The organism is Jannaschia donghaensis (genome assembly GCF_001403795.1).
Lineage (GTDB): Bacteria > Pseudomonadota > Alphaproteobacteria > Rhodobacterales > Rhodobacteraceae > Jannaschia > Jannaschia donghaensis.
Window position 1 is genome coordinate 330,104 of record NZ_CXSU01000011.1, and the last position, 12,685, is coordinate 342,788.

Consider the following 12,685-nt stretch of genomic DNA (forward strand, 5'->3'; position numbering starts at 1 on the left):
GCCGATGTGGCCCGGTGCGCGTGTCAGGTTCCGACGTTGAGCGTGTACCAGATCTTGCCGTTGGATTCCTGAAAGAACCCGAACCCCATGCGGCGGCCCTGCGGGTCCAGCAGAACACGGCGGGGCCCAGGGTCCTGAAGCCAGGCGGCCACGGTCTCCAGCTCCGTCTCGTAGGTTTCCGACAGGGTTTCGCCCAGCAGTTGACCGTCGAACCCGACGCGCTGCGCCCGGTCGATCGGGGAGGAGCCGTCGGACCCGAAGTGCCAGGGCCGGTTTTGCAACGACATGTCACGCGCATGCGTCTCGGCGGCCGCCGACAACTTGCTGTCGAGTTCGAGCGGCGCGACGCCGGCCCCCTGCCGCAGCGCGTTGACGGCGTCGAGCGCGCGGAACGGCAGGCGACGGGCGTCCGCGTTGGAGATTCGGTAGAGTTTCGGCAGCGGCCGGCCATCGGGTCCGAGCGCCGGAGGCGGCGGCGTACAGGCGGCCAAAGCGGCGGACCCCAGAATAAGCAGGGCAAAACGGCGGTTCATCGGCAAATCCCCAAGGGTCTTTCAAGTTTCGGCGTGACTATAACGGAGCAGACGACGACGCAAATGTTCCCGGTGCAAGAGTTTGGGCGAAACTTCGCGTGGTGTTGCCAGTTTCATTTGCAGAATGACATATTTGTTCATACCGACTCGCGTCACGGACGGGTTTCGCGATACTTGATACGCGGATCACAGACAGGAGATTTCAATGCGCAGCCTTGATCGCCGTGCCTTTCTCGCCACCGGGACAGCGGCCGCGTCCCTGCTGGCCGCGCCCGCCATTGGACAGACCTTGCCCGACACCGTGCAGACGCGGGCCGACCTGTCGTCGACGACGCGGCGCAACACCTCCAGTTTCCGGGCGCTGAACTGGCAGGAGTATTTCTCCAACCTTCGCAATGGCGCCATCCTGGTCGATATCGACAGTCGCGCCCTGCATATGTGGGAAGAATCGGGCAATTATCACCTGTATCCGTCGTCTGTCCCGCAGTCCGAAGAACTGACCCGCAAGGGCCGGACCCGCGTCGTGCAGAAGGTCGTCGGCCCCACGTGGCGCCCGACGCCGAACATGCGCCGCCGCAATCCCGACTGGCCCGCCGTTGTCGGACCCGGCCCGGACAATCCGCTGGGGACGCACGCCCTTTATCTGTCGTGGACGTACTACCGGATCCACGGCACGCACGACACGCGCAAGATCGGACGGCGGTCGTCGTCGGGTTGCATCGGCCTCTATAACGAGCACATCGCTCAGGTTTTCGGGATGTCGCAGGTCGGGACGCAGGTGTTGCTTATTTGACGAAGCCGCCTCCAAAGCAGGGACGGGGGGTGCGACCCGGCGTTGCCAAGCCCTGTCATAGCTGCTTAACGAGTCGCACGAGGTACAGTCTTGGGTGCCATATGGTGTGGCAACTGTCGCCTCACCGATGGCGTATCTTGGAGGATACTACTATGAAAAAACTCGCTCTCGCAGCCGCTCTGTCGGTCGCTTCCACCGCCGCTTTCGCCGGTAACATCGTTCCGGCCCCGGTCGAGCCCGTCGTCATCGTCGAGGACACCTCGTCCTCGTCGGCCGGCATCATCGTTCCGATCCTGGCGATCATCCTGCTGGCCGCCGCTGCTTCGGACTGATCCGAAGACAGCGACGGAACCACATGGTTCTAGGAGAACGCGTCCCTTCGGGGGCGCGTTTTTCGTTTGCGGCGATTTTCGTGTCCTCGTGAGATCAACGCGCAAAAAAGGACCCCCGAACCCGACACGCGGGAACGAGGGTCAAGTTGCGACCCCCGGACATTGGACAGGGATCGCAGGCGGTAACCGGAACGCGAAGATCAGTTCATCTTGACCATCTCGTCGCGGATCTGTTGGCGCAGGGTGTCGATGGAGACCGACTTCCCCTCGCGCCGGAAGTGCCAGTAGGTCCAGCCGTTGCAGCTGGGCGCGCCCTCATAGGCGGCACCGACCTGGTGGATGGACCCCTTCACGCCGTCCCCCGTCAGGGTGCCATCGGCGCGGATCTTGGCGCGGTGGCGGCCGTTGCCGGACCGAAGCTCCTCGCCCGGGCGCAGCATGCCACGCTCCACCAATTGGCCGAAGGGCACGCGCGGCTCGGCGCGCTTGGAGGTTGTCGTCTCCAGTGCCTCGCGCTCCAGCGGTCGGACCTTGGCGATGCGTTCGGCGGCAAGCTGACGGTATTCTTCCTCCCGCTCGATTCCGATGAAGTGGCGGCCCAGCATCGTGGCGACCGCACCGGTGGTGCCGGTGCCAAAAAACGGGTCGAGCACGACATCGCCGGGGTTTGTGGTCGCCACCAAAAGACGGTGGAGCAGGGCTTCGGGCTTCTGGGTGGGGTGAGCCTTTTCACCGCGCGCGTTTTTCAGACGCTCGTGTCCGGTGCACAGCGGGAATGTCCAGTCGGAGCGCATCTGCACGCCGTCGTTGGCGGCCTTCATGGCTTCGTAGTTGAACGTGTATTTGGACGATTCGGACTTGGACGCCCAGATCATCGTCTCGTGCGCATTGGTCAGGCGCTTGCCGCGAAAGTTGGGCATCGGGTTCGTCTTGCGCCAGACGACGTCGTTGAGGATCCAGAAGCCACGATCCTGCAGCGATGCCCCAACGCGGAAAATGTTGTGATAGCTTCCGATCACCCAGATCGCGCCATCGGGTTTGAGCACGCGGTGCGCGGCCTTCATCCACCGGTCGGTGAAATGATCGTAGGCCTTCAGGCTTTCGAACTGGTCCCAGTGATCGTCGACGGCGTCGACCATCGAATTGTCGGGCCGGTGCAATTCGCCGCGCAACTGAAGATTGTACGGTGGGTCCGCAAAAATCAGGTCGACCGAGTTCTCGGGCAGCGCATTCATCGCCGCCACGCAATCACCGGACATGATGGTATCGAGCGGAAGCACGGGGGCCTCCGGGGTAGGTCTTGCCATTGTCTGCCGCCTCGTCTCGACCCCTGATTGTTCAGGGTGTCTGTTATGAGATCAACATGACGGGCGCGTCATTAACCGTCCATGGACGGCTTGCGGCAAGAATAAGGCAGGGTCAGGAACACAATATCTTGCGTATCGGTGCGAAGGACCGCCGATGATGTTGTGTCACGCCGTGTTTCAATAGGCCGTCTTGGTGGGACCGGGTACCATAGCCCGCGTTCGTCTCCCAGCCGTAGCCGGGATGCTGTTGCGCCAGCGACACCATGCCTTGATCCCGCCTTGTTTTGGCCAGAACCGATGCCGCCGCGATGGACAATGATCGGCCATCGCCCTTGATCAGAAGCTCGTGGGAACAATCGACCCAGGCGGGGCAATCGTTGCCGTCGATCAACAGATGGTCGGGCGGATGGGACAGCGCGGCGACCGCACGGCGCATCGCAAGATGCGTGGCCTGCCGAATATTGAGCGTGTCTATCTCCTCCACGCTCGCCTCACCGAATCCAACATCGCAGCAGGCCAGCAAAAGGGGGACAAGCGCCTCTCGTCGTGCGGCCGTCAGTTTCTTGGAATCGTTCAGTCCCGCTGGGGCGTCGCCGGTCAGGCGCGCGGCACAGGCCACGACCGGTCCGGCCCAGGGACCGCGCCCCACTTCGTCCAGTCCGACGACGAAACGCGCCCCCCGGTCACGGGCGGCGCGTTCATGGGCGTCATCAGGGAGCAGGGCCGGCGGTGTTCTGTGCACCACGCGACCCTGCCCCCGCTCCGGCGGGACGTCAACGCGGGGGCGTCAACGTCGTGCGGTGCGGGAGGTCCAACCCGCGCGGCGCATGCAGCGGGCATCATAGAGGTTCCGGGTACCGCGATCGGTGCGGATCTGGGTGATGCACTGCGGTGGCAGGCTGCCGGGGCGGGCGACGGTGCGCTGCATGCAGCGCGCGCCGTATCCGCGGACCGGGCCGCGGCGGGTATCGAACGTGCGGTAGCAATTGGCGGGCAGGACACGGACCTGCCGGTCGTCCCGTCGGTCGCGCCCCGTCCACACGGGCCGACCGTCGCGATCCCGGCGCAACGGGGCGGCGCGCCGCTCCTCCCGCCGGTCGTCACGCTTGTCGGCCTGACGCTTGAGCAAATAGAGCGCGGCCAAACCCCCGATGACCGCCACTGCGGCCCGCCCGTTTCCATCGCGCACGTGACTGTGTGCATAGCCCTGTTCATGCGCAATCGCGGGTGCGGTCAGCGTCGGCAGGGCGAATGCGGCGGTCAGCGCGGCGGCAAGGATGGTGCGGAACATCGGTGAACTCCTGTGGCAGTCGTGGGGTCAGGGCACCTTGTCCGCCGGGGTGCCCGCCGCTCAATGACCGGGGAGTGTCATGGAATAACCCGGTATGGGTCATTGCCTGACGCGGGGACCTGGCCCATGAAGGAAGACATGAAACACGCACTTCCTTTCATGCTGGCGCTGATGCTGGCCGGGCCCGCTTCGGCGGCCTGTTATGCCGACTACAAGGCCAAGCAGGACAACCCGCTTCAGTTGCATTACGGCATAATCGAAATCCCGCAATCCGCCTGCGACCCTTCGTCGGCGGCGGATGAATTGCGCAGCCGCCTTGGCGACGGCTGGCAATTGTTGCAGGTGATGTCGGTCTTCGGTGACGAAGGACTCGAACAAAGGAAAGCAAGTGCCGGCGATTACTTCCTCCGTTACTGAAACGCGCGCCGCCTCGGCCAAGGTCGTCGGCCTGGGGATCGCGGCGATCGTCGTGATTCTGGCGGCGGCGGCGCTGTTCCTGTTCGTGACGCTGCCCGACGGCAACGCGTTCAACGCGCGGGTGGAACGGTTGTTCATCGAATCGGACCTGACCAGCCGGGCGGAAATCGGCCTGCTGGAGATCCTGGCGCAGTCCGGGACGGCGTTTGCGGATGTGCTGGTAAGTTACCGAACGGTCATCTTTGTCCTTCTGGTTTTTGCCACCGCGCTTTTGATCGCGTGCATGGTGCTGCTTCTGGCGATCGTGACGCTGAACCGTCGCATGGGAGAGATCGAGCGGTCGGGAATTCAGGTGACCTCTTTGATCCTGGCGCGGGCTGAAAACGCGGTGATGCTCAACGATATCGAGCTGAAGCTGACGGATGCCGCGATGGAAACGCTGGCGGTGCTGGCCGAGGCGCGGCTGGACGGTGACATGCTGACCGGCGTGCAAATCGAATCGATGATCTCCGGCAAACCCGAATCCGATTGCGAGGAAGCGGCGGGGGCCACGCGGATCAAGCGGCTGCGCGATGCGCTGGGCAATCAGATCGTGACCCATCTGCTGATCCGCAACATCACGCGGCAGGGCTATGTCTTGGCGCTGGACCCGAAGGTCATCCGGATGAGTTGAGCGGCATGACCGCCCGACCGCCCAAATATCCCGAAACGCCCGACGGCCGCTACTTCGTCTCGAAGTCGCGGATGTGGCGCAAGACCGACCCATCCCTGCCCGAAGATGCACGCAAGGCCGCCGTTAGCGACCTGATGAAAGCGCGCCGCGCTGTCCGATTCGCCAAGACAGAGGAGGAGACGCGCGCGGCGCGCGCCGGCGTTCAGGCCGCGAAGGAGCGTCTGGGCGAACGCGGCCCGGTCTGGTGGGACGACGTCGCGGAGGATGTGACGCGCAGGGCCCCGTGGAACACGCCGTATGCCGCGTGGTGGGCGGGCCTGTCGGAGGACGACAGGGCCCGCGGGACCTGAGATCAGTCTTTGGCGTTCTTGGCGGCCGCGCGGGCCTTGTTCTTCTTGCTGTTGGGTTTGGCGGTCGTGGGGGCCATGCCGGGCTTTGCGTCGTTGCCGGGTTTACCCTTGCCCTTGAACGCGGGCTTGCCGCCGGGCTTACCCTTGAAGGCTGGCTTTCCCCCGGGCTTGCCGGGCTTCTTGTAGCCTTCGACCACGCCCTCGGGCCGGTCGAAATGGGGTTTGCGCGGTTTGGCGTTGGGATGCTCGGGTTTGGGCTTGCGCGGACGCGAGGCCGGGTCGTCGTTGTAATCGACGGACGTCGTGGTGCCGTCTTTTTTGTCTTTCCAACGCGGTTTCTTCTCACCCTCGGGGCGGTCGTCGCGCGGCTTGTTGCCCTTATAGCCGCCGCCGGACTTGGCCCCGAAACCGCCCTGTTGCGCCGGTGGCGCGTCGGAGCGGCGAATCGTCAGGCCGTCTTCGCCGATCATGTCGGGGCCAAGCGCCTTCACAAAAGCATCTGCCTGAGCTTCGGAGATCTGGAAGAAGCTTTCCTCGTCCCGGATGCGGATCGCACCGATCGAATCGCGGGTCAGGCCGCCGACCTTGCACAGCATCGGCAGCAGGCGGCGCGGGTCCTGATGCGCCTTGCGGCCACCCTGGATCGCGAACCAGACCGACGGCCCGAATTCGGGGCGCGGGGTCGGGGAGAAGGTGGTTGAGACATCCGACAGATCTTCGGGGGCGGTCTGACGTTCGGCCTTGAGGCGCAGATAGGCGGCGGCAAGTTGTTCGGCCGAGAAGCGCGATGTCAGTTCCGCCACGGTGTCCTGATCGTCCTCGCTCACCTGTTCGAGCCAGGCGGGATCGGCCAGCATCCGTTCGCGATCCTTTTCGCGCACTTCGTCGGCCCCGGGGGCGGGGGCCCAGGTGGCCGAAAGTTTCGCCCAACCCAGCAGGCGCTGCGCTTTGCGCTTGGCCGCCGGTGGCACGATCAGCGCGCTGACGCCCTTGCGCCCGGCGCGGCCCGTGCGCCCCGACCGGTGCAGCAGCGTGTCGGAGCCGGTCGGCAGTTCGGCGTGGATCACAAGGTCCAGGTTCGGCAGGTCGATGCCGCGCGCGGCCACATCCGTTGCGACGCAGACCCGCGCACGTCCATCGCGCATGGCCTGCAAAGCATTCGTGCGTTCCGACTGCGTCAACTCGCCCGACAGGGCGACGACCGGGAAGCCGCGGTTCGACAGGCGCGTGGTCATCCGGTTCACCATCGCGCGGGTGTTGCAGAAGACGATGGCGTTCGGCGCCTCGTGGAAGCGCAGGATGTTGATGATCGCGTTCTCTGCGTCGCGCGGGGCGACGTCATAGGCGGCGTATTCGATGTCGGCGTGCTGTTCCTTGGGGTTCACCGTGGCAACGCGCACCGCATCCTGCTGGTAGCTTTCGGCCAGCTTGGCGATGGCGGCGGGCACGGTGGCCGAGAAGAGCAGTGTCTGCCGCGCCTCGGGACATTCGCCCAGGATGAATTCCAGGTCTTCGCGGAAACCCAGGTCCAGCATCTCGTCCGCCTCGTCCAAGACGACGGCGCGAATCTCGGTCAGGTTGATGGACCCGCGCGAAATGTGGTCGCGCAGACGGCCGGGGGTGGAGACGACGATATGTGCGCCGCGGTCCAGGCTGCGACGTTCGTCGCGCATGTCCATGCCGCCCACGGTGGAGGCGAGAATCGCGCCCGCCTTTTCATAGAGCCAGGCCAGTTCGCGCTTCACCTGCATCGCCAATTCGCGCGTCGGCGCGATGATCAGCGCCAGGGGCGGACCGGCGGGAGAGAAGGATTCGGCCGTGCCCAGCAACGTCGGCGCGATCGCCAGGCCGAAGCCCAGCGTCTTGCCCGAGCCGGTTTGCGCGGAGACGAGCATGTCGACGCCGTCGAGCTCCGGCTCCAGCACGGCTTGTTGAACGGGGGTCAGCGTGTCGTATCCACGCGCCTCGAGCGCATCGGCGAGGGCTTTTTTCATGGGAGGGGCCTTTCTTTGCCCCGCGGTCGGGGCGGCAAGGGGCGGGCCTTACGCCGAATTCGGACGCTTGTATAGGGCATCGCGCCGTCGTGCCGTCGCGGCGCAGGATGAATTGCAACCGCGAAAGGCACCTCTTGACAGAACTGGTATCCTAGTCTTCCCTGCTCCGTGAGGTCCTGCTTCCGGCGGCCCGTGCGCCCCGGTCGGTACCGGCGGTCGTGCGATTGCCGTCTGCGTCGCATGGGCGTCTCGAACAAACTTGGGAGGGTTAGATGAACAACGGTAAACTCAAGATGCTGGCTGGCGCCGCGATCGCGGTCGCGATGACCGGCACCATGGCGATGGCGGAGGATTGGCGCGGGTGGAACATTCACACCGAAGGCTATCCGAACACCGTCGCGATGGACGCTTTCGCGGATCTTCTCGAAGAGAAGACGGGCGGCGAGATCACATTGCAGATGTTCCACGGTGGCACCCTGGGCAGTCAGCCCGACGCGATCGAGCAGGTCCGCCTGGGCGGGCTGGAGATCGGCAACTTCAACCTGGGCCCCATCGGGCCGATCGCACCGGCGGCGAACGTCGTGTCGTTGCCTTTCATCTTCAAGGACGTGGGCCATATGTTCCGCGTTCTGGACGGGGAAGCCGGCCAGATGATCGCCGACGGCATGGAGGAGCAGGGCATCATTCCGCTGGCTTGGTACGATGCGGGCGCACGGTCGTTCTATAACGGCACGAAGGCGATCAACACGCCGGCAGACGTCGAGGGCCTGAAGGTTCGCGTGATGAACAACGACCTGTTCACCGGCATGATCGCGGAGCTGGGCGGCAACCCGTCGCCGATGGCCTTTGCCGAAGTGTATCAGGCGCTGTCGACCGGCGTCGTGGATGGGGCCGAGAACAACTGGCCGTCCTACGAATCGACCGGCCACTTCGAGGTCGCGGGCTTCTATTCGCTCAGCCAGCATCTCATCATTCCGGAATGCCTGTGCGTGAACGCCGACACGTTCAACGCCCTGTCGCCCGAAATGCAGGAGGCCGTGACGGCCGCCGCACAGGAATCGGCCGCCATGCAGCGTGATCTGTGGGTGGAACGCGAAGCTTCGAGCCGCAAGGCCGTCGAGGAGGCGGGTGCCCAGATCAACGAGATCGCGGACAAGGCCCCGTTCCAGGAGGCGATGGCCCCGGTGTACGAAGCCTACCTTGCATCGAACCCCGACCTGCGGCCGCTGGTGGAGATGATCCAGGCGACCGAGTGATCCCGCGGATCATTTGAAGACGGGGGCGTCCGGCGCGACCGGGCCCCCCATTCCGCTGAAAGCGAGTTCATGTCCGACATTTCCGACCCCCCCATCCTGCTGCGACGCATGGATGCGGCTTTCGACGCGATCGCCATGGCCTGTCGCATATTGACCGGCCTGTCCCTGGTGACGTTGACGGCGATCTTCGGCTGGCTGGTTTACGGCCGCTATGTCCTGAACGCGACGCCCACATGGGTGGAGCAGGTGGCGCTGCTGCTGGTGATGGTCATCGCGTTTCTGGGGGCTGCGGTGGGCGTGCACGACCATACCCATCTGTCGGTGACCATGCTGCGCACTGCCGTGCCGGACCGCATCCGATCCGTTCTGGTGGTGGTGACCGACCTTTTCATGGCGGGGTTCGGTCTTTTGATGCTGTGGTACGGGGTAAAGCTGACGATCTTCAAATGGGGTTCGCTGATCCCCCTTCTGGATCTGCCCGAGGGTTTGCGGTCCGTGCCGCTGACGGTGGGGGGCGGGTTGATCGCGCTCTTCTCGATCGGACATCTCGTGCGGCGCGCGGTCGGGCGGGACATCCGCCGCGACAGCATCGAATAGGAGAGGGCGCATGGGACTTCTGGTGCTTTTGGGCTTGTTCGCCGTCTGCGTGGCGCTTGGCACGCCCGTGGCCTTTGCGCTGGGCATATCGGCCATCGCGGCCTTTGCGTTCGAAGGGCTGCCGCTGACCATCGGGTTCCAGCGGATCATCTCGGGGATCAATGTGTTCTCGCTCATGGCGATCCCGTTCTTCATCTTCGCGGGCGATCTGATGTTCCACGGCGGCATCGCGATGCGGCTGGTGCGGTTCGCGCAGGCCGCCGTCGGTGCGGTGCGCGGGGGCCTTGGCATCGTCAATGTCTTCTCCTCGATGCTGTTCGGCGGCATTTCGGGGTCGGCCATCGCCGACATCTCGGCGTTGGGGTCTATCCTGGTGCCGGTGATGAAGGAGAAAGGATACGACGCGGATTACGCCGTGAACGTCACGGTCACCTCGTCCATCGCCGGTATCATCATCCCGCCCAGCCACAATATGATCATTTTCGCCATCGCGGCCGGCGGCGGCGTGTCGATTTCCAAGCTGTTCCTGGCGGGTGTCGTGCCCGGCATCCTGATGTGCCTGTGCCTGGCCGTCGCCGCCTATGTGGTTGCGGTGCGTCGCGGCTACCGCGCCGAAAAATTTCCGGGCTGGACGGCGCTGGCGCTGACGTTCGCCAGCGCGATCCCCGGTCTTCTGACGGCCGTGATCATCGTCGGCGGCGTCCTGTCGGGGGTGTTCACAGTCACCGAATCCGGGGCCTTCGGCGCGATTTATGCCCTAGTCGTCACCCTGCTGGTGTACCGCAGCCTGACTTGGGAGAAATTTCGCACCGCCGTCGCGTCGTCCGTGCGCACCACGGCGATGGTGATGATCCTGATCGCCTGCGCCGGGGCCTTCGCCTATATGTTGACGTTCTACCGGGTGCCCGCTCAGACGGTAGAGCTTCTGACCGCGATCTCGGACAACCCGATCATGATCCTGCTGATGATCAACGTCGTTTTGCTGCTGCTGGGTATGATCATGGACATGGCCGCGCTGATCCTGATCTGCACGCCGATCTTCCTGCCGGTGGCCAACAGCCTGGGCATGGACCCGCTGCAATTCGGAATGATCCTTCTGGTGAACCTGGGCCTGGGACTGTGCACGCCGCCGGTGGGGTCGTGCCTGTTCGTCGGCTGCGCCGTGGGCAAGTTGCCGATGGAGGTGGCGGTGCGCACCATCTGGCCGTTTTACCTGGCGATCCTGGTGGCGCTGATGCTGATCACGTTCGTGCCCGCCGTGTCGCTCACGCTTCCCAACCTTGTGGGGGGATAACGGGCGCGACCGATCCGACGACGCAGGGAGGATGACATGAAAATCACCGGCGGACAGGTGTACCTCGGCGGGCCGGGCAAGAACTACGTCACGCTGCGGTTGGAGACCGATCAGGGCATCGTGGGTCTTGGCGACGGGACGCTCAACAACCGCGAATCCCTGACGGCGGCTTATCTGTCGGACTATATCCTGCCGATGCTGATCGGGATGGACCCGCGCCGCAGCGAGGATATCTGGCAGTTTCTGTACCGCGGGGCCTATTTCCGACGCGGGCCGATCGCGATGGCCGCCTTCGGGGCCGTCGATATCGCGCTTTGGGACATTAAGGCCAAGTTGGCCGGTCTGCCGCTGTACGAATTGTTTGGCGGGCGCAGCCGGGACGGATGCCTCGTCTATGCCCATGCGACCGGTGCCGACATCGGCGAGCTGATGGACTCGGTCGCCTACTGGCAGGAATGTGGATACCGAGCCGTTCGGGTGCAATGCGGCGTGCCGGGAATGCCGACCGCAGGCTATGCCGTGCCGGAGGCGGCGGGCGCGGGGCCGCATTACATCACCGATTTCAGCGGCATTCGACCGGCGGTCGAGATCTGGGACACCGACCGCTACATGCGGTTCATGCCGGACGCCTTGGCGCGGGTGCGCGACCGCTTCGGTCCGGAGCTGAAGCTGCTGCACGACGTTCACCACCGCCTGACGCCGCGCGAGGCGGCCGTCTTCGCCAAATCGGTGGAACCGGTGAACCTCTATTGGTTGGAAGATCCGACCCCGGCCGAAGATCAGGACGCGCTGCGCCTGCTGCGCCACCACAGCACGGTGCCCGTCGCCATCGGGGAGGTGTTCAATTCGATCTGGGACTGCAACCGTCTGATCGAGGAGGAGCTGATCGACTTCATCCGCGTCGCCGTGACCTATGCCGGCGGGATTACCCATGTAAAACGCATCGTTGACCTGGCCGGTCTGCATCATGTGCGTACGGGGTTTCACGGTGCCCCAAGCCATTCGCCGATTTCTATGGCGGCGCAGGCGCATCTGAACGTCTGGGCCCCGAACTTCGGTATTCAGGAATACCTCGTGCTGGGCACGCCGGCGTGCGATGCCCTTTTCCCGTCAGATCACCGGCTGGACGACGGCCTGTTTCACGTCAGTGACGCGCCGGGTCTGGGCGTCGATTTCGACGTGGCCGAGGCGGCGCGCTATGAATATGTCGCCGGCAGCCATCCGGTCGTGCGGCTGGAGGACGGGACGATGTGGAACTACTGATCGCGCTCGATCAGGCAGCGACCTGCGCGCGCTTCCAATCGCCCCGGCGCAGACGGGTGTGGAAGGGGGGAAATTTCAGCACTTCCTCCCCCAGCAGGATCGACAGGACCCAGACCGCAGGCACGTCGAAATAGAGGACGGCCAGGGCCGTCGCGGGCACGCGGAACAGCCACTGCGACCAGACGAAAAGGTGCATGACATAGATCGTATCACCGCTGGCGCGCAGAGTGTTGCCGCAGATCGCGTTCGACTGTTTGGGAAACGGCAGGACCAGAAGGATCGGCGCGAAGCTCAGCAGGACCGCCCGCGTTCGCACGTCGAGATCGGAATAAAGCGCGTTCGCCGACAAACAGATGATGCCGTAGATCGCGGCGACGGCGGCTGCGGCCACGAAGGCGGCCCGCCAAGCCGTGCCAAGGAACCGGTCCAGATCGGCGGCGGGATGTCCCTGCCCCAGAAGTTGAGCGACAATGATGCCGGTGGCCTGCGCCCATTGCATTCCGATGGTTCCGGCGACCATGATCCAAGGCGTGATCAGGGTCATGGCGGCGAATTCCTCGATGCTGAGGCGGGCATAGATCAAGG

The 12,685-nt window shown here is 64.6% G+C and carries 15 protein-coding genes; 9 read left to right on the forward strand and 6 right to left on the reverse strand.

The window, feature by feature from the left end:
* Positions 1–23: 23 nt before the first annotated feature.
* Complete coding sequence (gene dalA / locus JDO7802_RS06095) at positions 24–533, reverse strand: divisome-associated lipoprotein DalA (protein WP_055083662.1); 510 nt, start codon at positions 531–533, stop codon at positions 24–26.
* A 205-nt stretch (positions 534–738) separates the two neighbouring features.
* Between dalA and JDO7802_RS06100 the strand changes: the two genes are divergently transcribed.
* On the forward strand, positions 739–1,326 hold the full coding sequence (locus JDO7802_RS06100; RefSeq protein WP_055083664.1) for a L,D-transpeptidase: 588 nt from the start codon (positions 739–741) through the stop codon (positions 1,324–1,326).
* 152 nt (positions 1,327–1,478) lie between these two features.
* Positions 1,479–1,658 carry a hypothetical protein gene (locus tag JDO7802_RS06105; RefSeq protein ID WP_055083667.1) on the forward strand — a complete coding sequence of 60 codons (180 nt, stop codon included), beginning with the start codon at positions 1,479–1,481 and terminating at the stop codon, positions 1,656–1,658.
* A 200-nt stretch (positions 1,659–1,858) separates the two neighbouring features.
* On the opposite strand, the gene JDO7802_RS06110 is transcribed toward JDO7802_RS06105, so the two are convergent.
* From JDO7802_RS06110 to JDO7802_RS06120, 3 genes are all read right to left on the reverse strand, one after another.
* Positions 1,859–2,965, reverse strand: a complete 1,107-nt coding sequence (locus JDO7802_RS06110; protein ID WP_055083669.1) for a site-specific DNA-methyltransferase — start codon at positions 2,963–2,965, stop codon at positions 1,859–1,861.
* A 112-nt stretch (positions 2,966–3,077) separates the two neighbouring features.
* A complete protein-coding gene (gene rnhB / locus JDO7802_RS06115) occupies positions 3,078–3,707 on the reverse strand; it encodes a ribonuclease HII (RefSeq protein WP_083481046.1) in 630 nt (209 codons plus the stop codon).
* A gap of 45 nt (positions 3,708–3,752) precedes the next feature.
* Complete coding sequence (locus JDO7802_RS06120) at positions 3,753–4,256, reverse strand: hypothetical protein (protein ID WP_055083671.1); 504 nt, start codon at positions 4,254–4,256, stop codon at positions 3,753–3,755.
* Between the two features lie 126 nt (positions 4,257–4,382).
* On the opposite strand from JDO7802_RS06120, the gene JDO7802_RS06125 reads away from it, so the two are divergent.
* The 3 genes from JDO7802_RS06125 to JDO7802_RS06135 are packed head-to-tail and all read left to right on the forward strand — an operon-like array spanning position 4,383 to position 5,696.
* Positions 4,383–4,673 carry a hypothetical protein gene (locus JDO7802_RS06125; RefSeq protein ID WP_245624130.1) on the forward strand — a complete coding sequence of 97 codons (291 nt, stop codon included), beginning with the start codon at positions 4,383–4,385 and terminating at the stop codon, positions 4,671–4,673.
* Positions 4,645–5,346, forward strand: a complete 702-nt coding sequence (locus JDO7802_RS06130; protein ID WP_055083673.1) for a winged helix-turn-helix domain-containing protein — start codon at positions 4,645–4,647, stop codon at positions 5,344–5,346. The genes JDO7802_RS06125 and JDO7802_RS06130 overlap by 29 nt, the downstream gene beginning before the upstream one ends.
* Before the next feature lie 5 nt (positions 5,347–5,351).
* Complete coding sequence (locus JDO7802_RS06135; protein ID WP_055083675.1) at positions 5,352–5,696, forward strand: hypothetical protein; 345 nt, start codon at positions 5,352–5,354, stop codon at positions 5,694–5,696.
* Positions 5,697–5,698: 2 nt separating this feature from the next.
* Here JDO7802_RS06135 and JDO7802_RS06140 read toward each other — a convergent pair whose 3' ends face one another.
* A complete protein-coding gene (locus JDO7802_RS06140) occupies positions 5,699–7,690 on the reverse strand; it encodes a DEAD/DEAH box helicase (protein ID WP_055083677.1) in 1,992 nt (663 codons plus the stop codon).
* 272 nt (positions 7,691–7,962) lie between these two features.
* On the opposite strand from JDO7802_RS06140, the gene JDO7802_RS06145 reads away from it, so the two are divergent.
* The 4 genes from JDO7802_RS06145 (at position 7,963) to manD (ending at position 12,100) form a co-directional block, all read left to right on the forward strand.
* Entirely contained in the window at positions 7,963–8,946 is a 984-nt protein-coding gene (locus tag JDO7802_RS06145; RefSeq protein ID WP_055083679.1) for a TRAP transporter substrate-binding protein, read from the forward strand.
* 69 nt (positions 8,947–9,015) lie between these two features.
* A complete protein-coding gene (locus JDO7802_RS06150) occupies positions 9,016–9,543 on the forward strand; it encodes a TRAP transporter small permease (RefSeq protein ID WP_055083681.1) in 528 nt (175 codons plus the stop codon).
* 10 nt (positions 9,544–9,553) lie between these two features.
* Positions 9,554–10,837, forward strand: coding sequence for a TRAP transporter large permease (locus JDO7802_RS06155; protein WP_055083682.1), 1,284 nt, complete (start codon positions 9,554–9,556; stop codon positions 10,835–10,837).
* 36 nt (positions 10,838–10,873) lie between these two features.
* The gene (gene manD, locus JDO7802_RS06160; RefSeq protein WP_055083684.1) at positions 10,874–12,100 is read left to right on the forward strand and encodes a D-mannonate dehydratase ManD; all 1,227 of its coding nucleotides are present in this window, start codon (positions 10,874–10,876) and stop codon (positions 12,098–12,100) included.
* A 10-nt stretch (positions 12,101–12,110) separates the two neighbouring features.
* Here manD and JDO7802_RS06165 read toward each other — a convergent pair.
* Positions 12,111–12,685 (reverse strand): MATE family efflux transporter (locus tag JDO7802_RS06165; RefSeq protein ID WP_222836397.1); only part of this gene is annotated, 575 nt, incomplete at its 5' end.